Genomic DNA, 17,471 nt, shown 5'->3' with positions numbered 1-17,471 from the left:
CTGTTTTTGGGCGCGCGGCCCGACTCGCCAGGCGGAAGCCGCAGGCGCGCGAAGGCCGGGCCATTAGCCCTGATCCGGGACAGCGTCAACCGCCTTGTGGCGACGAAGCCGGCTTCTGCGTGCCTGCCGTATCCGTGCGCAAGCGCGCTTCCACCTCGCCGACCGGCACGGAAGCGGCATCCGGCAGGTCGTCTGGCTCCGTGATGGGGAGCGCGGCCTCATCCTGCCCGCGCATCCCGGCTACGATGTTCCAGGTGGCGATGAACAGGGCAGCGATGACCGGACCGATCACCAGCCCGCTGAAGCCGAACAGTTGCAGCCCGCCCAGCGTGGTGATGAGCACCAGATAGTCCGGCATCCTGGTATCCCGCCCGACTAGGATCGGCCGCAGCAGATTATCCACCATCCCGATCACGAAGATGCCGCAGAAGATGAGGATGAGCGCTTGGGCCAGCGCGCCGCTGACTAGCAGGTAGACCGCGACCGGCACCCAGACGATGCCGGTGCCCACGGCGGGCAACAGCGAGAAGAAGCCCATCATCACGCCCCACAGCAAGGCGCCTTCGACGCCCAGCAGCCAGAACACGACCCCGCCGATGAAGCCCTGCACGATGGCGACGATAATGCTGCCTTTCACGGTCGCGCGGATCACCAGTACGAACTGGCGGAGCAATTCCCGGCGCGGGCCATCGCGTAGCGGCGTCCGCTTGATCACGCTCTCCATCAGAGTCTCGCCATCGCGCAGCAGGAAATAAGTGAGATAGAGCATGACGGTGAACGCGATGAACAGGCTGAACGCACTCTGGCCGATGTTGACGGCCTGCGCTGCCACGAACTGGAAGCTGTCTGCCGCCGCTTCGCGCAGCCGCTCTTGCGCGGCATTGAAATTGTCGAGCCCGTAACGCTGGAGCCAGCTTTCGGACCAAGCGGGCATGCTGGCGCGCAGATCATCGAACAATTGCGCGAAGTTGATCTCGCCGGACTGAATGCGCGCGTAGAACATGCTCGCTTCCTGGATCAGCGCGATGGTGAGCAGCAGCGCCGGTACGATCACCAGTGCGATGATGAGCAGCAACGTCAGGCCGGCAGCGGCGCTGGGCCAGCGCGGCATGATGTCGCGAATCTCGCGATGCACCGGCTGGAACAGGATGGCGATGATCACGCCCCACAGGATCGCCTGGAAATAAGGCTCCAGAATGAACGCGAAGGCGACCGTGATGAGGATGACCAGCGCGAGAAAGGCGTGATCCTCGATCTTGCGGGGTGGCGGGCTGGCATCCATGATGGGCGAATTCCGTTCAGTTCGTCTGGCGCGACCTCATCGCAAAAACAGCGCAAAGGCAATGTCGATCCGTTGAGGCCGCCAATTCCTCAGCGCGTGTCGACCCCGACGGCCTGGCTGATCGACGTGAACCCATCCCGGCGCAAGAGATCGGCGAGCCCGGCATTGATGCGCGCGGGCAGATACGGCCCCTCATAGACCATCGCCGAATAGAGCTGGATGAGGCTCGCGCCGGCGCGGATGCGGGCATAGGCCTGCTCGGCGGTACGGATGCCACCGGCGCCGATCAACGGCAGCCGGTCGCCCAGGCGCTGGCGGAAATCGCGCAGGCGGCCAAGGGCCATATCATGCAGCGGTGCGCCGGACAGGCCACCCGATTCCCCGGCATTGGCGGAGCGGAGGGAGGCCGGACGGCTGATCGTGGTGTTCGTTACGATCAGTCCGTCGATGCGGTGCTGCAAAGCCAGTTCCGCGATGTCGTCGACGTCCGCCGGCTCGAGATCGGGTGCGATCTTAAGCAGCATCGGCGGCCCATCCTCTGCACGCGCGGCCATCACGCGGCCGAGCAGGGCGTCGAGCGCGCCCCGGTCCTGCAGGGCGCGCAGGCCGGGGGTATTGGGCGACGACACATTGACGGTGAGGTAATGGCAATGGGGGCTCATGGCCCGCACACCTTCCTCATAATCGGCAATGCGATCCTCGGTGTCCTTGTTGGCGCCGATGTTGATGCCGATGATCAGCCCCCGTGGCTTGCCGCGTCGACCGAGCCGGGCGCAGGCCGCCGGTTGCCCGCCATTGTTGAACCCCAGCCGGTTGATGATGCCGCCATCCTCGACCAGCCGGAAAATGCGCGGGCGTGGATTGCCGACCTGTGGGCGTGGGGTCAGCGTCCCCAGTTCTCCAAAGCCGAAGCCCAGCGCGCCGACCCGGTCAATCACCTCGCCATTCTTGTCGAACCCGGCAGCGAGGCCGACGGGGCTGGCGAAGTCCAGTCCGAACAGCCGCTGGGCCAGAACTGGGTCCGGCTTGGGGGCGGAGGGCAAAGGCAGGCGCAGCGCGGCAAGGGCGAGCCCATGGGCGCGCTCCGCGTCGAGCGCGAACAGGAGAGGGCGGAGCTTCTGGTACATGCCGCGCGCTATGCCAGCGCTCGGTCAAGCGGTCAAAGGGCAGCGCGACGGAGCCGTGGCGTGGAATGTCCACCGGGCTACGATTCGCATTATCATGACGATTCCGTCCAATCCAAGCTGAACGAATCGCGTTACGGCGAGACTGCGACCCGAAGGGCTCTTGGTCATTTGGCTCAGAGACCTTGAACTTTAGCGGTCTGGCGGGTGATATTGCCTGCCGGGCCGCTTTTTTATTTGCCGCATCAGCGATTTGTGCGAAAGGTCGGTCAGGGTGGAGCACGCGATGGCGTGGCCTTGGCCCTGCCGAACTGCCAGTCCTTCCGATCGAACATTTCGGCTCGTCTTTCCCTGGAGAGTGGTCAGGGTCGCGCGTGCGTCACAGATTCTCCGTTGCCGATACTGCGGACATGGTAGCGCTCAGCTACTTCGTTCCGCCTGTCGATCTGGCACATTATTTTGGCGCAATGTACTTGTTCACGGCGGACCAGCCGCGCGTGGCGGACCATACCCGTGCGGACTTCGCGCAAATTCGCTTCATGCTCGCCGGTTCGGGCGCCTATCGGTTCGTGGACGGGCACCGGGCGGAGACCCCTGAATGCTGCCTGCTCGGCGCGACCAGCGCGGCGACGCATTTCGATGTGCACGGGCCGCTGCAGGTGTTCGGCGTTTCCGTTCTACCGCTGGGCTGGGCGGCGCTGCGGGCGGGCGATGCGGATGCGGCATCCGATGATGTCGTCGATCTCGCTGCCCGGTTCGGCCCGGGCTGGACCGACATGCTCTCGGCGCTGCGGAGGATCGATGATCCCGGCAGCGCGGAAGCTATCTTCTGGGCTTTCATCCGCGATCACCTTCATCCCGTCCCGGATGCAGAGCGCAAATTCATCGAGGTCGTGGACCGCTGGCTGGCAGACGAACAGTCGCCGCGGGTCGAGGTGCTGCAGGAGACGACGGGCCTTTCCGCGCGCCAGCTCGCGCGCTGGTGTAACCGCCTGTACGGCGCGCCGCCCAAATATCTGGCGCGAAAGTATCGGGCGCTGCGCTGTGCCCAGGTTCTGGCGCGCGAAGATCTGGAATGGGCGGAAGTGAGCGGCGATGCCTTCTATGACCAGTCGCATTTCATCCGCGAGATCAAGCATTTCACGGGTCTCACGCCCACCGAACTGCGCGAGCGGGCCAGCATCGTGATTCGCCTCTCGATGAAGCGCGCGGAGCTGAAGGGCGGGATCGCCAGGTTGAGCCAGATCAGCTGACTCGCCAGCCGCTGTCGCCTGCCCGCCCCTGATGGCGTAAGGCAACAGAAGCGCCCGCGCTGCGAATTGCTCTGCTTTCGGGCTTGATTTCCGGCGAGCGCCGGCCCATTTGCGCAATCAGACCGATTTACTCCGATTTGAGAGTCGTTTGCAAACATGCGCCTGTCGAGCCTTGCCGATTATGCCGTGCTGATGATGCGGACCGCCGCCTCGCAGTGCGGTGGCGCGCGGGCGAATGCGGCGAGCCTCTCGGCCAAGGCCGGCATTCCGGTGCCGACGGGACAGAAGCTTGCGAGCCTGCTCGGACGGGCCGGGCTGATCAAGGCGACGCGTGGCAGCGGCGGCGGCATCAAGCTGGCGCGCCCGGCGGCGGCGATCACGCTGGCCGACATCATCGAAGCGGTCGATGGACCGATCGCGCTCACTGGCTGCCTCGAGCCGCACGGGGCGGAATGCTGCGCCCTCTCGCAGCCCTGTGACATCCGCCCGCACTGGATCGGCGTCAACGCGCTGGTCCGCGATGCGCTGGCGCATGTCACGCTGGCTCATCTCATCGCTTCCCCTGAAACGCTGCCGGTTGCGGCTTTCTCGCCTCCGGGCCTGACTGGCCCTGCAAGCGCAACCGCCATGGAGTCCGTGCAATGACTGCCCCGGTCGATACCCGCCCCAAGAATGAAGATGCGCTCGCCGCCGCCAAGAAGGTGAGCGACTATGAGTGGGGCTTCAGTTCGGACATCGAGCAGGAGTTCGCGCCCAAGGGCCTGAGCGAGGACACTGTCCGCTTCATCTCGGCCAAGAAGAACGAGCCGGAATGGATGTTGGAGTGGCGCCTCAAGGCCTATCGCCACTGGCTGACGATGGACTCGCCGGACTGGGCGAAGCTCAACGTGCCGCCCATCGATTATCAGGACGCCTATTATTATGCGGCGCCCAAGAAGAAGGTCGAGCTGGGGAGCCTGGACGAGCTCGATCCGGAGATCCGCCGGACTTACGAGAAGCTGGGCATTCCAATCGAGGAGCAGAAAGTGCTCGCCAATGTCGCGGGCGCGCGCCGGGTCGCTGTGGACGCCGTGTTCGACAGCGTTTCGGTCGCCACCACCTTCCGCAAGGAACTGGAGGAAGCCGGCGTCATCTTCCGCTCGATCAGCGAGGCGATCCGCGAGTTCCCCGATCTGGTGAAGAAGTGGCTCGGCAAGGTCGTGCCGATGCATGACAATTACTTCGCCACGTTGAACTGCGCGGTCTTCTCGGATGGCACCTTCGTCTACATTCCCGAGGGCGTCCGCTGCCCGATGGAGCTCTCCACCTATTTCCGCATCAATGCCGAGAATACCGGCCAGTTCGAGCGCACACTGATCGTCGCCGACAAGGGCAGCTACGTCTCCTATCTGGAAGGCTGCACCGCCCCGCAGCGCGACGAGAATCAGCTCCACGCTGCCGTGGTCGAACTGGTCGCGCTCGACGATGCCGAGATCAAATATTCGACCGTGCAGAACTGGTACCCCGGGGATGCTGAGGGCAAGGGCGGCATCTACAATTTCGTCACCAAGCGCGCGCTCTGCCAGGGGCGCAATAGCAAGGTGAGCTGGACTCAGGTGGAAACCGGCAGCGCGATCACGTGGAAATATCCCAGCTGCGTGCTGAACGGCGAGAACAGCGTCGGCGAGTTCTACTCGGTGGCTGTGACCAACAATCGCCAGCAGGCCGATACCGGCACCAAGATGATCCACAACGGGAAGAACACCCGTTCGACGATCGTCTCCAAGGGCATCAGCGCCGGCAAGTCCAATGGCACCTATCGCGGCCTTGTGCGGATGAGCGCCAATGCGGAAGGGGCGCGCAACTTCACCCAGTGCGATTCGCTGCTGCTGGGTGACCAGTGCGGCGCCCACACCGTGCCCTATATCGAGGTGAAGAACCCGAGCGCCATCGTCGAGCATGAGGCGACGACGAGCAAGATCAGCGACGATCAGCTCTTCTACGCCCTGCAGCGCGGGCTGGATCAGGAAGCGGCGGTGAGCCTTATCGTCAACGGCTTTGCGAAGGACGTGCTCCAGCAACTGCCGATGGAATTCGCGGTGGAAGCACAGAAGCTGCTCGGGATTTCGTTGGAAGGGTCGGTGGGGTGACTTCTACCTTGTCCTCCCACGTCATGCCGGACCTGATCCGGCATCCCGCTTCTTACGACGCGGCGCCGAAGGGCAGCTGGACCCCGGATCAAGTCCGGGGTGACGAACATTAAACACCCTCTCCCTGAGCGGGCTTTTACAGGAACGAGACTTTTGAGCGACGAAGACGATATCCAGGATGCCCTCGCCGATTTCGCGGAAGATGTCGGCAATGGCCAGTCGTGGACGGCGGCCATCCGCATCCTGACCGAGGATTATGAACTGGAAGAGGGCGAGCTTCAGCCGCGTGCCGTCCAGGATTTCGGCGATCTCGATGCCTATCAGGCGCAGTGCCGCGAGGCGCTGGCCAAGGGCGATGCGACGTTCACCGAGCGGCTGCGGACGGACAAGGCGTTCCACAAGGCGAAGGCGCCCAACCTCGCGCGCATGGGGCCGGTGAGCGAGTTCGTCGTGGGCCTGCTGGAGAAGGGCGCACCGGAGCCGGGCGCCGACTGGTGGCCCTATATGCCGATCAAGCGGCACATCGACACGCTGTTCCCCGCCCCCGGCGACGTGCGCGACATGGCCTTCTGGACGGCCCGCACGCTCATCCGCCAGCACGAGCAGGAAGGCGCGCGCTGATGCTGATCATCGACAATCTCCACACCGAAATCGACGGCAAGGCCATCCTCAAGGGCCTCAGCCTCTCGATCAATGCGGGGGAAATCCACGCGATCATGGGGCCGAACGGCGCGGGCAAGTCCACGCTGGCCTATACGCTTGGCGGCCGGCCCGGCTATGAAGCGACGCAGGGCAGCGTCTCGTTCAACGGCGCCGATCTGCTCGACATGGAGCCGCATGAGCGCGCCGCCGCCGGCTTGTTCCTCGGCTTCCAATATCCGGTCGAGATTCCTGGCGTTTCCAATGTCCAGTTCCTGCGCGAGGCGCTGAACAGCCAGCGCCGCGTCCGCGGTGAAGAGCCGCTGTCCGCCGCCGATTTCCTGCGGCTGGCGCGCGAGAAGGCGGCGCTGCTCGGCATGGACATGGAGATGCTCAAGCGCCCGGTGAATGTGGGCTTTTCCGGCGGCGAGAAGAAGCGCGCCGAGATGGTCCATATGGGCATATTGGACCCGAAGCTGGCGATTCTCGACGAGACCGATTCCGGCCTCGATATCGATGCGCTCAAGACCGTGGGCGCAGGGATCAACGCGATCATGCGCGCGCCGGACAAGGCCGTGCTGCTCATCACCCATTATCAGCGCCTGCTCGATTATGTGCAGCCGGACTTCGTGCACGTGCTCGCCGCCGGCCGCATCGTGAAATCGGGTGGACCGGAACTGGCGCTGGCGCTGGAGAAGGACGGCTATGCCGAGGTGGTCGCCGCATGAGTTTGATTGCCGCCTTGATGCTCGCCCAGAGCGCCGTCGCTGCGCCGCCGGTGCCGAATGAGGGCGCGACCGACGAGGACATCACCGTCATCGCGCAGCGCCTGCGCGGCGTCCAAGTGGGCATCACCCGTGACGCGGCGGGCAAATATCATTGCGGATTGAGTGAATCGACCGGCGTGCGCAAGCTCGACGCGGCCTTGTGCAAGGCCACCACGCAATGCGTGCGCAAGGGCAAGGCGTCGCAGGACGAGGTGCGCGCCTGTGTGGACAAGGCCCGGCCCTCGTTGGTCGCGCGCATTCGCGAGTATCTGTCGACCGAGCGTGCGGGAGGCGGCGCATGATGGCATCGGCAACGCTCCCCACGCGCCGCGACGAGGCCTGGCGCTATAGCGACCTCGATGCCGCGGCGCAGGTCTGGCCCGTGGGCGCTCCCGAGCGGATCGTCGTCGCTCCCGGTGAGGTGCGCACGCTGGCGCTGCTGCAGGATGGCGCGGACGGCGAGAGCATCGTGCGCGATCATCTGGTCGAGATCGGCGCGGGCGGCACGCTCAACGTCCATCTGCTGAACAGCGGCGGCACGCTGGGCCGTGTCACCTTCGACGTAACGCTCGCCCGCCATGCGCATTTCGAGCTGAAGGCGGCGTTGATCGGCGGCGCCGCGCAGACCATCGAACTGGTGACGACGCTCAACCATGCCGAGCCGGAAGCGACCAGTGCACAGACCGTGCGGGCGATCGCGGCGGGCAAGGCGACAACCAACTATCTCGGGCAGATCCGCGTCGCGCGCGATGCGCAGAAGACCGATGCCGCGCAGAGCTTCAAGGCGATGCTGCTCGGCCGCACCGCCACGGCCAATGCCAAGCCGGAGCTGGAGATCTTCGCCGATGACGTGAAGTGCGCCCATGGCGCCAGCATTGGCCAGCTCGATGCCGCTGCCTTGTTCTACATGGCCTCGCGCGGGATCGATCCGGCGAGCGCCAAGGCGCTGTTGCTCGAAGCCTTCATCGCCGGGCTGTTCGACGACATGGCCGACGAGGCCGAGCGCGAGCGGTTCGCGACCGTGGCGCGGGCTCGGTTGGAGGCGCTGGGATGATGGGGCGTGCTGCTCTTCTGAATGGGTCGCAGGCCTCTGCCGCCCCCGTGCTCCTGCGAAGGCAGGAGTCCAGGGCGCAACCGACTGCCCTTGCCCCCCTGGGCTCCTGCCTTGACAGGAGCACGGGAAGGGACGGTGCTGGGTGTGTCTCGACTTCGCTCGACACGAACGGAAGGGTGGGGTTGATCGGGTTATTCCGGCCTCGGGTTCGCGCTCGCGCGCTCTGTTCGGAGATGTCAGCGTGATGACGACCAAGACCCCGTTCGTGTCGAGCGAAGTCGAGACACCCTCCGCCGCAACCACGAACGCGCTCCTCAGCCGTCGCGCCGATTTCCCCGGCCTCGTCACCGTTGACGGCAAGCCCTGGCACTATCTCGATACCGCCGCCACGGCACAGAAGCCGCAGGCGGTGATCGAGGCCACGGTGCGGGCCATGGGCGCGGATTATGCGACTGTGCATCGCGGCGTCTACGCGCGCTCGGCGGACATGACGCTGGCCTTTGAGGCCGCGCGGCGCCGGGTTGCGCGGTTCATCAACGCGCCGAGCGAGAATGAGATCGTCTTCGTGCGCGGGGCAACCGAGGGGATCAATCTCGTCGCGCAGAGCTGGGGCGGGGCCAATCTCAAGCCCGGCGACCGCATCCTGCTCTCAACGCTGGAGCATCACAGCAATATCGTCCCCTGGCAGCTCATCGCGCAGCGGACCGGCGCGCAGATCGACGTGGTGCCGCTGACGCCCGATGGCCGCATCGATCTGGATGCCATGGCGGCGATGATCCGCCCGGAGCACAAGCTGGTGGCGCTTGCACATGTCTCGAACGTGCTCGGCAGCGTACTGGACGTTCGCCGCGCGGCGGAGATCGCCCATGGCGCCGGCGCGCTGCTGCTGATCGATGGCTGCCAGGCCGCGCCGCGCCTTGCCATCGACGTGCAGGCGCTGGGCTGCGATTTCTACCTCTTCTCCGGCCACAAGCTGTACGGCCCGACCGGCATCGGCGTGCTGTGGGCGCGCGGCGATATTCTCGAGGCCATGCCGCCTTATCATGGTGGCGGCGCGATGATCGACAAGGTGACCTTTGCGCGCACCACTTATGCACCGCCCCCGGCGCGGTTCGAGGCCGGGACACCCGCGATCATCGAGACGATCGGGCTGGCGGCGGCAATCGATTATGTCGAGGCGATCGGGCTCGATCGCATGGCTGCCCATGAGGATGCACTGGTCGCCCGCACGCGCGAGGCGTTGCGCGGCATCAACACCATCCGCCTGCTCGGGCCGGAGGATGCGGCGGGAATCGTCTCTTTCGTGATGGAGGGGGTTCATCCCCACGACATCGGCACTATCTTGGATGAGAGCGGCGTGGCGATCCGCGCGGGCCATCACTGCGCACAGCCGCTCATGGCGCATCTCGGCGTCGAGGCGACGGCGAGGGCCAGCTTCGGGATTTACAATGATGAAAGCGATATCGAGGCGCTGCTGCGTGGCCTCGATCGGGTCAGGACGATATTCGGATGAATGACGAGAGCAGAATCAGGACCGAGGAAGTCGAAGGCGTCGCTCCGCCGCCGCGCGCTCGCGTGAGCGATGTGGTGGAGGATGCTTCCGGCGTTGCGGAAAACGCCTCGGACAAGGTCGCCCGCAAGCGCGACTATCTGGAGGGCTTTCTCGCCCAGAAGCCCAGCGATGCGCCCGCAGGTGAGCCGGGCGGCGCGACCTATGATGCGGTGATCGATGCGCTCAAGAGCATCTTCGATCCGGAAATCCCAGTGAACATCTACGATCTGGGGCTGATCTACGGGGTTGAGGTGGGCGCGGACAATCATGTCTCCGTGACCATGACGCTGACGACGCCGCATTGCCCGGTCGCGGAATCGATGCCCGGCGAAGTGGAAATGCGCGTCGGATCGGTGCCTGGCGTCGGGCTGGTGGACGTCAATCTCGTCTGGGACCCGCCATGGGACCCGCAGAAGATGAGCGACGAAGCCAAGCTGGAACTGGGGATGCTATAAACACTAAGCCCCTCCCCTTCAGGGGAGGGTTGGGGTGGGGGCTGGCGGTTATTTCCCGACCTGCCCGACCGGAGTTACTGTGAAGGACGGAGCCATGACCACGACCACCACCAAGCGCCCGCTGCCTGCCGCCGTCACGCTGACGCCGGCCGCCGAGCAGCGCGTTGCGGACCTGATGGCCAAAGCGCCTGAGGGCGCGATGGGCGTCAAGCTCTCCACGCCGCGCCGGGGCTGCTCGGGGCTGGCCTATTCCGTCGACTATGTGAGCGAGGTCGCGCCGTTCGATGAGCGGATCGAGACGCCCGGCGGCTTGTTCTTCATCGATGCCGCCTCGGTGCTCTACCTGATCGGTTCGACCATGGACTGGGTGGAAGACGATTTCACCGCCGGCTTCGTGTTCAACAATCCCAACGCCAAGGGCGCCTGCGGCTGCGGCGAAAGCTTCACCGTTTGAAGGCGGACAATTCTCCCCTCTCGTCATTCCCGCGCACGCGGGAATCCAGGGGCGCAATCGCAGTTCGGCTGGGTTCTGGATTCCCGCGTTCGCGGGAATGACGGGAACAGGTGGGCTCTCGGTTTGGCCAGCCCACCATTCGGCAGCACTCGAGCCTCAGAACCCTACCGACCAACGCAGAGCCATGCCCAGCTCGTCGGGTATGGCCGCGATGTTGCCGCCCTGCTCGCGCAGGAAGAGGTTGGCGCCGAGCCAGCCGGGGCCGATGCCGCGCCCATAGCTCAGCTCATAATCGCGCTGGCGGCCGCGCGGCAGAAGGTTGAGCGGCACGCGCGCGTCGGTCGCCATTTGCTGCTCCCAGTCCCAGGTCTGCGGTACGATCAGCGTGAAGCGGCTGGCGATGACACGCAGCGGCTGGGAGATGCGCAGACCCAGCAGATCGCCGGGCGCGAAGAGATCGCCACGGGCCAGATCGGCCGACCAACTCTGGCTGACCAGCGATCCGCCTTCGCGCAAGGCTCCGCCGGCCGCGGCGCGGGTCCAGCCGCGCTGCCAGTTGGCCGAGAGGCGGACGGCGCCCGGCAGGTCGGCGCGCGCCCCCAACCGCGTAAACAGGCTGCGCGCCGACTGCGCGCCGAAATTGGCGGAGAAGCGGGCGCCGAGCAGCGTGGCCTGTTCGTCCAGCATCGTCATCCCGGCAGTGAGGCCGATCGCCCCGCGCTGATAGTCGAGCGAGAGCGACGCCGCGTGATAGGGCGTAGCGCGCCACTGCTCGGCATCCGCGAGAGCGGCACGTTGCATATCGCCCCGCTCGAACCCGCCGGTAACGGTCAGCGCCGGTGACAGCTGCTGCGAGACGGTGAGGGCGGCTTGGGCCTGCCGGTCGGCATGATCGGCATCGAAGCCATGATCCGCCATCAGGAAGCTGGGGCCGGCACGGTCGGCGAGGCGCTGTTCCAGGGCGGCGATGCCCGTCCGCAGGCCAAACATCACGCGCGCGTGGGGCGCGATCTGCGCGCTCAGCGTGCCGGAGAGCAGCCGGGTGCGGGCCTCGTCTGACTGACGGAACGCAAACGGATCGCGCGTGGTGGCGGCCTCGACCGTCGGGCGGAGATTGAGCGACAGGCTGAGCGCCGGCGTCCCCAGATTGAGATGGCGCTGGGCGGTGTCGAGCGCAGCGGCGAATTCCCGGCGCGGTGCAGGGCGGGCGAAGCGCGGGGTCAGGTCCACGCGATAGGCGCGCTGATAATCGTCCAGCGCAACCGCATCCAGCGCGGCAGGCGTGGCATCGCCCATCGGTGCGGACAGTATGCTGGTCGAAAGGGGTGAGAGCGCGATCTGTGTGCCAGCCATGCTGAGCGGGCCGACAGGCTGGAACGCCTTGGCGATATCCAGGATGCCCACGCCATAGCGCGCATCCGCGCCCGGCGCGCCGACATCGCGCGCGCTGTTCTTGAGCAGCGCAACGATCTGCGCGCTGGTGAGATTGGGGAAGGCATCCGCCAGCAGCGCAGCGGCGCCGGCCACCTGCGGCGCGGCGAATGATGTCCCGGAATAGAGATAATCAGTGCCGGTGTGATCGAAGGACAGGACGCGACTGCCGAGCGCGGCGATGCTCACGCTCTCGAAGCCGGCAACACCGGCCGAGAAGCTGCTCACCGTATCATTGCTGTTTACCGATGGCGCGATGATCACGAGGCCGTTGCTATAGGCCGGGTTGGCAAAGGATTGCGCCAGCTCGTCCGGCGCGGCCATCATGGGCTGGCCGTCCTCGTTATTGCCGGCGGAAATGACAATGATGATGCCGGCCTGGGTGGCGCGCTTCACCGCCTGCAGCAGATAATTGGGAGCCGCGCCGCCCCCGAGCGAGACGTTGATGATCCGCGCGCCATTGATCCGGGCATGGTCGATGGCGTTGGCAATGGCCGTGGTGCTGTGCTTGCAGCCATCGGCATCGCAGTCGGACTGGTCGTCGGTCCGCAGCGCCATCACGGTCGCGCCCCAGGCCATCCCCATCACGCGCCGGTTGTTGCGTCCGGCGGCCAGCACTGCCGAGACTGCCGTGCCATGGCCCTCCACATCCGTGTAGCTGCTGTTGCCGGCAAAGTCGGCGGAGGCGGCGCTGATCCGGCCGGTGAACTCGCCGGTCGGATCCGAGAGGCCGCTGTCCACCACGCCCACCGTCACACCCGCGCCGCTGGCGCCCGCCTGATAGGCAGTAATCGCGCCATGATAAGGCAGGCCGGAAGAGTTGCGGTATTCGCTGGTGTCGTAATTGACCGTGCTGGGTGTCGGCGCGGGCGTGGGTGCCGGGGTCGGAGTCGGTGTCGGTGTGGGAGCCGGCGCGGGTGTGGGCGTCGAGTTAAGCGCGCCACCGCCACCCCCACAGCCGGCCAGCGTCAGCAGCGCCACTACCGAGCCAAAAGCGATCACATGCCGCATGATTGCAGGTTCCCCGTCCGCGCGACGATGCGCGCTGCGACATTAGCGGCGCCTGGTTAACGGGCTGTTTCGCAAAAACAGGGCTGCGAGGGGGCGGTTGCCAGCCTGTCCAATCAGGCGACGAGATGATCCAGGCGCGTGTTGCGCTCGATCAATTTCTGCGGATGCGCGGGCCGGTAGATCAGGCGCGAGAGAGAGAATCGAGGAGAGCGACGCATGGCCCATTTCCCCAACACGTTCGGTTTCACCGGTACACTTCGCCCGCTCCGTTTGCAGGGCGACATTCACGACGTCGAGATTGAGGGGGAAGTCCCCGCCGATCTGGATGGCGCCTTCCACCGCGTCCACCCGGACAATCAGTTCGCGCCCAAATTCGAGGACGACCAGTTCTTCAATGGCGACGGCATGGTCAGCATGTTCCGGGTCAACGATGGCAAGGTCGATTTCCGCCAGCGTTATGCGCAGACCGACAAATGGAAGCTGGAGAACAAGGCCGGCAAGTCGCTGTTCGGCATGTACCGCAATCACCTGACCGACGACCCGAGCGTCGAGGGGCAGATTCGCGGCACCGCCAATACCAATGTGCTGGTCCATGCCGGCAAGCTCTACGCCATGAAGGAGGACAGCCCCTGCCTGCTCATGGACCCGAACACGCTGGAGACCCATGGCTACACCGACTTCGGCGGTCGGATCGACAGCAAGACCTTCTGCGCCCATCCGAAGATCGACCCGGCGACCGGCAATATGTGTGCTTTCTCCTACATGTCCAAAGGGCCGATGACCCATGACATGAGCTATATGGAAATCTCGCCAACCGGTGAGTTGCTGTTCGAGATTCCCTTCCAGAACAAATATCTGTGCATGATGCACGATTTCGGCGTGACGGAAGATTATGCGGTCTTCTCGGTCATGCCGCTGCTCACCAGCATGGAGCGGCTGGAAAAGCGCCTGCCCTATTTCGGGTTCGACACCACCCAGCCGGTCTGGCTTGCCGTGCTACCCCGGCAGGCCGGCGCCACGGCGGCGGACATGCGCTGGTTCAAGGCGCCATCCAACTGCTTCGTGGGGCATGTGATGAACGCCTTCAACGAGGGCACGCGGATCTACTTCGATCATCCGGTGGCGGCCAACAACAGCTTCCCCTTCTTCCCGGATATTCACGGCGCGCCGTTCGACCCCATTGCCGGCTTGGGCTATCTCAGCCGGTGGAGCGTCGACATGGCGTCCAACAACGACGAGTTCGAGAGCATCGAAAAGCTGACCAATCTCGCCGACGAGTTCCCCCGGATCGATGACCGCTACGCCACGCAGGCCTATCGCCATGGCTGGATGCTCGTGATGGATCGCGAGAAACCCTATGAAGGCCCGGGCGGGCCGTTCGTCGGCATGATCAACAGCCTGGCCCATATCGATCTGGCGACCGGGAGCACCAAGAGCTGGTGGCCCGGGCCGCAATGCGGCATCCAGGAGCCCTGCTTCGTTCCGAAATCAGCGGATGCGCCGGAAGGCGAGGGCTATGTCATCGCGCTGGTCGACAATCACGTGACCAATTATTCGGAGCTGTGCTTCTTCGATGCCCAGCATGTCGACGAGGGACCGATCGCCCGGGCTAAGCTGCCGGTGCGTATCCGGCAGGGGTTGCACGGTAATTGGTCGACTGGGGCGCAGCTGGCGGGCATTTGAGGGCGAGGTTGCACTCCCTCTAAAGGCCGCCATCCCAACATCCCGTTCGTGTCGAGCAAAGTCGAGACACGCCCAGCGCTGCGCTTTGGTGTCTCGACTTCGCTCGACACGAACGGAGGGGTGGTTTCTGGCGCGCATTAGGGCGGGAGATTTTTAGCCTCCCGCCCCTTCCCATCAGAACGAGACCTTCACCGTTGCCCCCCAGGTGCGGGGGTCGCCGGGCAGGCCGGCGATCAGGCCGGTATTGCCGGGGCCGACGAACAGCTGCTCGTAATAATTCTCGTTAAAGGCATTTCGCACCCATCCGAAGATGTCGAGGCCGGCATCCGTCCGGAAGCCCAGCCGGACGTTCGACAGGCTGTAGCCATCGATCCAGGTATAGGCCGAGGGCGAGGCGTTGGACGAGAAGTTGGAACGATAGCTGCCGTCGTAGCCGAGATACACCTCGCCGGTCTGGCCCAGCAGCGTTGCCGGCACATTGCCTTCCGCGCCGAAGGAGAGCGCCCATTTGGAGACGCCCGGCAGGCGCTGGCCGGAGATGTCGCAATTTGCCGGGCTCAAGCCCCCGGGCGTGCCCGGCGCGCTCGGCGCATTGCTCCCGGCCGCCGTGCCGCCAGAAAGCTCCGGCGGGCAGGGCGCGTCGACGAAGCGCCGATAGGTCGCGTCCGTGTAGGCGCCATTCACATAGGCATTGAAGCGCTGGCTCGGGCGCACCGAGAAGTCGACCTCCACGCCTTGCGAGCGGACCTTGTCGGCATTGGCGAGGTAACCGCGCAGCACCCCGAACTGGCCGTTGTTCACCGTGGCCTGATAGTCCTTAATGTCCGTGCGGAAGGCCGAGAGGTTGAGCGTCGCGCGGCGATCCCAGAACTGCGCCTTGATGCCGGCCTCGAAATGCTGGACCTGCTCGGGCCGGATCTGCCCGGCGGCGAGGATCGGATTGCCGGCGGCATCGGTGGGCAGGCCGTTCTGGTTGATGCCGACCGTCTTAAAGGTCTTGGCATAGGTCGCATAGGTCAGGATGTCCGGGGCGACGCGGTAACTCACCGTGAGGTCGTAGCTGAAGTTCCAGTCGCTGGCCTCCGGCGCGCTGAGCTGCGGCGTGAAGACACCGAGTTGCGCTGCACGCACAGTGCCCGTGTCCGTCGCGAAGATTTCCACGCCCTGCCCATCGAAGACGCGGCGCTGGTAGAAGCCTTCCTTCTTGTCATAGTTGAGGCGAAGGCCCGGCTGGATGGTCAGCGCGTCGGTAGCTTTCCAGGCCAGCTGGCCGAACAGCGCCAGGCTGGTGCTCTTGAGATATTGCGTGTTGCGCGCGGTCAGCCCATTCAGCACCGCCGGGTTGCTGGCGAGCGCACTGGTCGGGTTCAGCGTCCAGCGGCTGGATGCCGCGCCATGCTGCTCGGTTCCCTGCGTGTCGATCCGCTGGTTAAAGGCGAAGGCGCCCAGAACGAAATCGAACTGCTTGCCGCTGTAATTATAGCGCAGCTCCTGCGTGTACTGATCCTGCTGGGAGGGGTTCTGCGAGAGGGTGACGATCGGCAGGCCGGTGAAATCGCGGTCGTTCTCCGGCTTCCAGTTCCAGCTGCGCCAAGCCGTCACGGAAGTCAGCGTGCCGGGGCCGATATCCCACTTCAACCGCAGGGCGACGCCGCCGATCACGTTGCCGGCATTGAGGCTGGCATCGAGATCGGTGAGGCGGTCAAAGCCATTGAGGCTGGGTGGCGCGTAGTTCTGCGCCGCAGCCAAGGCGGCGAACTGGCGATTGAGCGGGCGCTGGGTGGCGCCGGTGCGCACGAACACCGAGCCGCAGCAGGCTGCATCCTGCTCGCTATAGTCGCCCACAAGGGTGGCGCTGAACGTGTCGGTGGGTTTCCACAGCAACTGCCCGCGCAGGCCGATATTGTCCTGGCTCTGAATCCACCGGTCGGTCGTGACATTATAGATCGTGCCGCGCCGGCTGGTGCTGGAGACGGCGATGCGTGCGGCCAGCGTGTCCGAGAGCGGGCCGGAAATGGCGGCCTTGGCCTGCTTGAAGTTCAGGCTGCCCACGCTGACCTCCGCCTTGCCCTCAAAATCGAAGGTCGGCTGGTTGGTGGTGATATTGATCGCGCCGGCGGTTGTGTTCTTGCCGTAAAGCGTGCCCTGCGGCCCGCGCAGCATTTCAATCTGCGCAACGTCGAGAAAGTCGAAGGTGGCTGAGGCCACGCGTGAATAATAGACGTCGTCGACATAGATGCCGACCCCTTGCTCGAAGCCGTCGCTTGTGAGGCCGAAGGGCACGCCGATGCCGCGAATGTTCACCGCAGTGTTGCGCGGGTTCGAGGAATAGAATTGCAGCGTCGGCGCGAGCTGCTGGAGACGGCCGACATTGAAGGCGCCGGTGCTGTCGAGCTGGGCGCCGCCGACGACGGAGACGGCAATCGGGATTTCCTGCGAGGTTTCGGAGCGCCGGCGCGCCGTCACCACGATATCCTGCGGGGCGCTGCGGTCTTCATGCGCGGCGGCCGTGCTGTGGGATCCGCTAGCGGCCGCTGCGCCCGCGGTCTCGTCCGCTTGTGCGGTGCTGTGAAAGAGAAGAGCTGCGGCGAGCGCGCTCAGCGAAAGAAGCGGTCTGTTGACCATGGTGAAATCCCC

The 17,471-nt window shown here is 65.2% G+C and carries 15 protein-coding genes; 11 read left to right on the top strand and 4 right to left on the bottom strand.

Features of this window, described 5'->3' with window-relative positions:
• Nucleotides 1-85: 85 nt before the first annotated feature.
• Entirely contained in the window at nucleotides 86-1,282 is a 1,197-nt protein-coding gene (locus tag M2341_RS15910) for an AI-2E family transporter (protein WP_264585901.1), read from the bottom strand.
• Between the two features lie 89 nt (nucleotides 1,283-1,371).
• The gene (locus M2341_RS15905) at nucleotides 1,372-2,409 is read right to left on the bottom strand and encodes a quinone-dependent dihydroorotate dehydrogenase (RefSeq protein WP_264585900.1); all 1,038 of its coding nucleotides are present in this window, start codon (nucleotides 2,407-2,409) and stop codon (nucleotides 1,372-1,374) included.
• A gap of 371 nt (nucleotides 2,410-2,780) precedes the next feature.
• Between M2341_RS15905 and M2341_RS15900 the strand changes: the two genes are divergently transcribed.
• The 10 genes from M2341_RS15900 to M2341_RS15855 all read left to right on the top strand — a co-directional run bounded on the left by M2341_RS15900 (nucleotide 2,781) and on the right by M2341_RS15855 (nucleotide 10,709).
• Nucleotides 2,781-3,659 (top strand): AraC family transcriptional regulator, encoded by an 879-nt coding sequence (locus M2341_RS15900; RefSeq protein ID WP_264585899.1) that lies wholly within the window; start codon nucleotides 2,781-2,783, stop codon nucleotides 3,657-3,659.
• A gap of 156 nt (nucleotides 3,660-3,815) precedes the next feature.
• A complete protein-coding gene (locus M2341_RS15895; RefSeq protein ID WP_264573823.1) occupies nucleotides 3,816-4,304 on the top strand; it encodes an RrF2 family transcriptional regulator in 489 nt (162 codons plus the stop codon).
• Complete coding sequence (gene sufB / locus M2341_RS15890; protein WP_264585898.1) at nucleotides 4,301-5,788, top strand: Fe-S cluster assembly protein SufB; 1,488 nt, start codon at nucleotides 4,301-4,303, stop codon at nucleotides 5,786-5,788. The genes M2341_RS15895 and sufB overlap by 4 nt, the downstream gene beginning before the upstream one ends.
• 153 nt (nucleotides 5,789-5,941) lie before the next feature.
• On the top strand, nucleotides 5,942-6,409 hold the full coding sequence (locus tag M2341_RS15885) for a hypothetical protein (RefSeq protein WP_264571816.1): 468 nt from the start codon (nucleotides 5,942-5,944) through the stop codon (nucleotides 6,407-6,409).
• Nucleotides 6,409-7,155, top strand: coding sequence for a Fe-S cluster assembly ATPase SufC (gene sufC / locus M2341_RS15880; protein WP_264577202.1), 747 nt, complete (start codon nucleotides 6,409-6,411; stop codon nucleotides 7,153-7,155). Before M2341_RS15885 ends, sufC begins: the two co-directional genes overlap by 1 nt.
• A complete protein-coding gene (locus M2341_RS15875; RefSeq protein ID WP_264585897.1) occupies nucleotides 7,152-7,496 on the top strand; it encodes a hypothetical protein in 345 nt (114 codons plus the stop codon). Before sufC ends, M2341_RS15875 begins: the two co-directional genes overlap by 4 nt.
• On the top strand, nucleotides 7,496-8,248 hold the full coding sequence (locus tag M2341_RS15870) for a SufD family Fe-S cluster assembly protein (protein WP_264586067.1): 753 nt from the start codon (nucleotides 7,496-7,498) through the stop codon (nucleotides 8,246-8,248). Before M2341_RS15875 ends, M2341_RS15870 begins: the two co-directional genes overlap by 1 nt.
• Before the next feature lie 244 nt (nucleotides 8,249-8,492).
• A complete protein-coding gene (locus tag M2341_RS15865; RefSeq protein WP_264585896.1) occupies nucleotides 8,493-9,761 on the top strand; it encodes a cysteine desulfurase in 1,269 nt (422 codons plus the stop codon).
• Complete coding sequence (locus M2341_RS15860) at nucleotides 9,758-10,255, top strand: SUF system Fe-S cluster assembly protein (protein ID WP_264585895.1); 498 nt, start codon at nucleotides 9,758-9,760, stop codon at nucleotides 10,253-10,255. Before M2341_RS15865 ends, M2341_RS15860 begins: the two co-directional genes overlap by 4 nt.
• Nucleotides 10,256-10,349: 94 nt before the next feature.
• Nucleotides 10,350-10,709, top strand: coding sequence for a HesB/IscA family protein (locus M2341_RS15855; protein ID WP_264585894.1), 360 nt, complete (start codon nucleotides 10,350-10,352; stop codon nucleotides 10,707-10,709).
• Between the two features lie 156 nt (nucleotides 10,710-10,865).
• Here M2341_RS15855 and M2341_RS15850 read toward each other — a convergent pair whose 3' ends face one another.
• Nucleotides 10,866-13,151 (bottom strand): S8 family serine peptidase, encoded by a 2,286-nt coding sequence (locus M2341_RS15850; protein WP_264585893.1) that lies wholly within the window; start codon nucleotides 13,149-13,151, stop codon nucleotides 10,866-10,868.
• A 216-nt stretch (nucleotides 13,152-13,367) separates the two neighbouring features.
• Between M2341_RS15850 and M2341_RS15845 the strand changes: the two genes are divergently transcribed.
• Nucleotides 13,368-14,834 (top strand): carotenoid oxygenase family protein, encoded by a 1,467-nt coding sequence (locus M2341_RS15845; protein WP_264585892.1) that lies wholly within the window; start codon nucleotides 13,368-13,370, stop codon nucleotides 14,832-14,834.
• A 174-nt stretch (nucleotides 14,835-15,008) separates the two neighbouring features.
• Here the strand turns inward: M2341_RS15845 and M2341_RS15840 are convergent, their stop codons facing one another.
• Nucleotides 15,009-17,459 carry a TonB-dependent receptor gene (locus M2341_RS15840; RefSeq protein ID WP_264585891.1) on the bottom strand — a complete coding sequence of 817 codons (2,451 nt, stop codon included), beginning with the start codon at nucleotides 17,457-17,459 and terminating at the stop codon, nucleotides 15,009-15,011.
• Nucleotides 17,460-17,471 lie beyond the last annotated feature (12 nt).

It is taken from the genome of Sphingobium sp. B7D2B (genome assembly GCF_025961895.1).
Lineage (GTDB): Bacteria > Pseudomonadota > Alphaproteobacteria > Sphingomonadales > Sphingomonadaceae > Sphingobium.
Note: the sequence above shows the minus strand (reverse complement) of the source record. Positions and strands in the feature narration are given on the sequence as shown.

Coding starts and splice junctions, on each gene's coding strand:
- M2341_RS15910 (WP_264585901.1), bottom strand. CDS start 1,282: ATGGATGCCAGCCCGCCACCCCGCAAGATCGAGGATCACGCCTTTCTC.
- M2341_RS15905 (WP_264585900.1), bottom strand. CDS start 2,409: ATGTACCAGAAGCTCCGCCCTCTCCTGTTCGCGCTCGACGCGGAGCGC.
- M2341_RS15895 (WP_264573823.1), top strand. CDS start 3,816: ATGCGCCTGTCGAGCCTTGCCGATTATGCCGTGCTGATGATGCGGACC.
- sufB (WP_264585898.1), top strand. CDS start 4,301: ATGACTGCCCCGGTCGATACCCGCCCCAAGAATGAAGATGCGCTCGCC.
- sufC (WP_264577202.1), top strand. CDS start 6,409: ATGCTGATCATCGACAATCTCCACACCGAAATCGACGGCAAGGCCATC.
- M2341_RS15875 (WP_264585897.1), top strand. CDS start 7,152: ATGAGTTTGATTGCCGCCTTGATGCTCGCCCAGAGCGCCGTCGCTGCG.
- M2341_RS15870 (WP_264586067.1), top strand. CDS start 7,496: ATGGCATCGGCAACGCTCCCCACGCGCCGCGACGAGGCCTGGCGCTAT.
- M2341_RS15865 (WP_264585896.1), top strand. CDS start 8,493: ATGACGACCAAGACCCCGTTCGTGTCGAGCGAAGTCGAGACACCCTCC.
- M2341_RS15860 (WP_264585895.1), top strand. CDS start 9,758: ATGAATGACGAGAGCAGAATCAGGACCGAGGAAGTCGAAGGCGTCGCT.
- M2341_RS15855 (WP_264585894.1), top strand. CDS start 10,350: ATGACCACGACCACCACCAAGCGCCCGCTGCCTGCCGCCGTCACGCTG.
- M2341_RS15850 (WP_264585893.1), bottom strand. CDS start 13,151: ATGCGGCATGTGATCGCTTTTGGCTCGGTAGTGGCGCTGCTGACGCTG.
- M2341_RS15845 (WP_264585892.1), top strand. CDS start 13,368: ATGGCCCATTTCCCCAACACGTTCGGTTTCACCGGTACACTTCGCCCG.
- M2341_RS15840 (WP_264585891.1), bottom strand. CDS start 17,459: ATGGTCAACAGACCGCTTCTTTCGCTGAGCGCGCTCGCCGCAGCTCTT.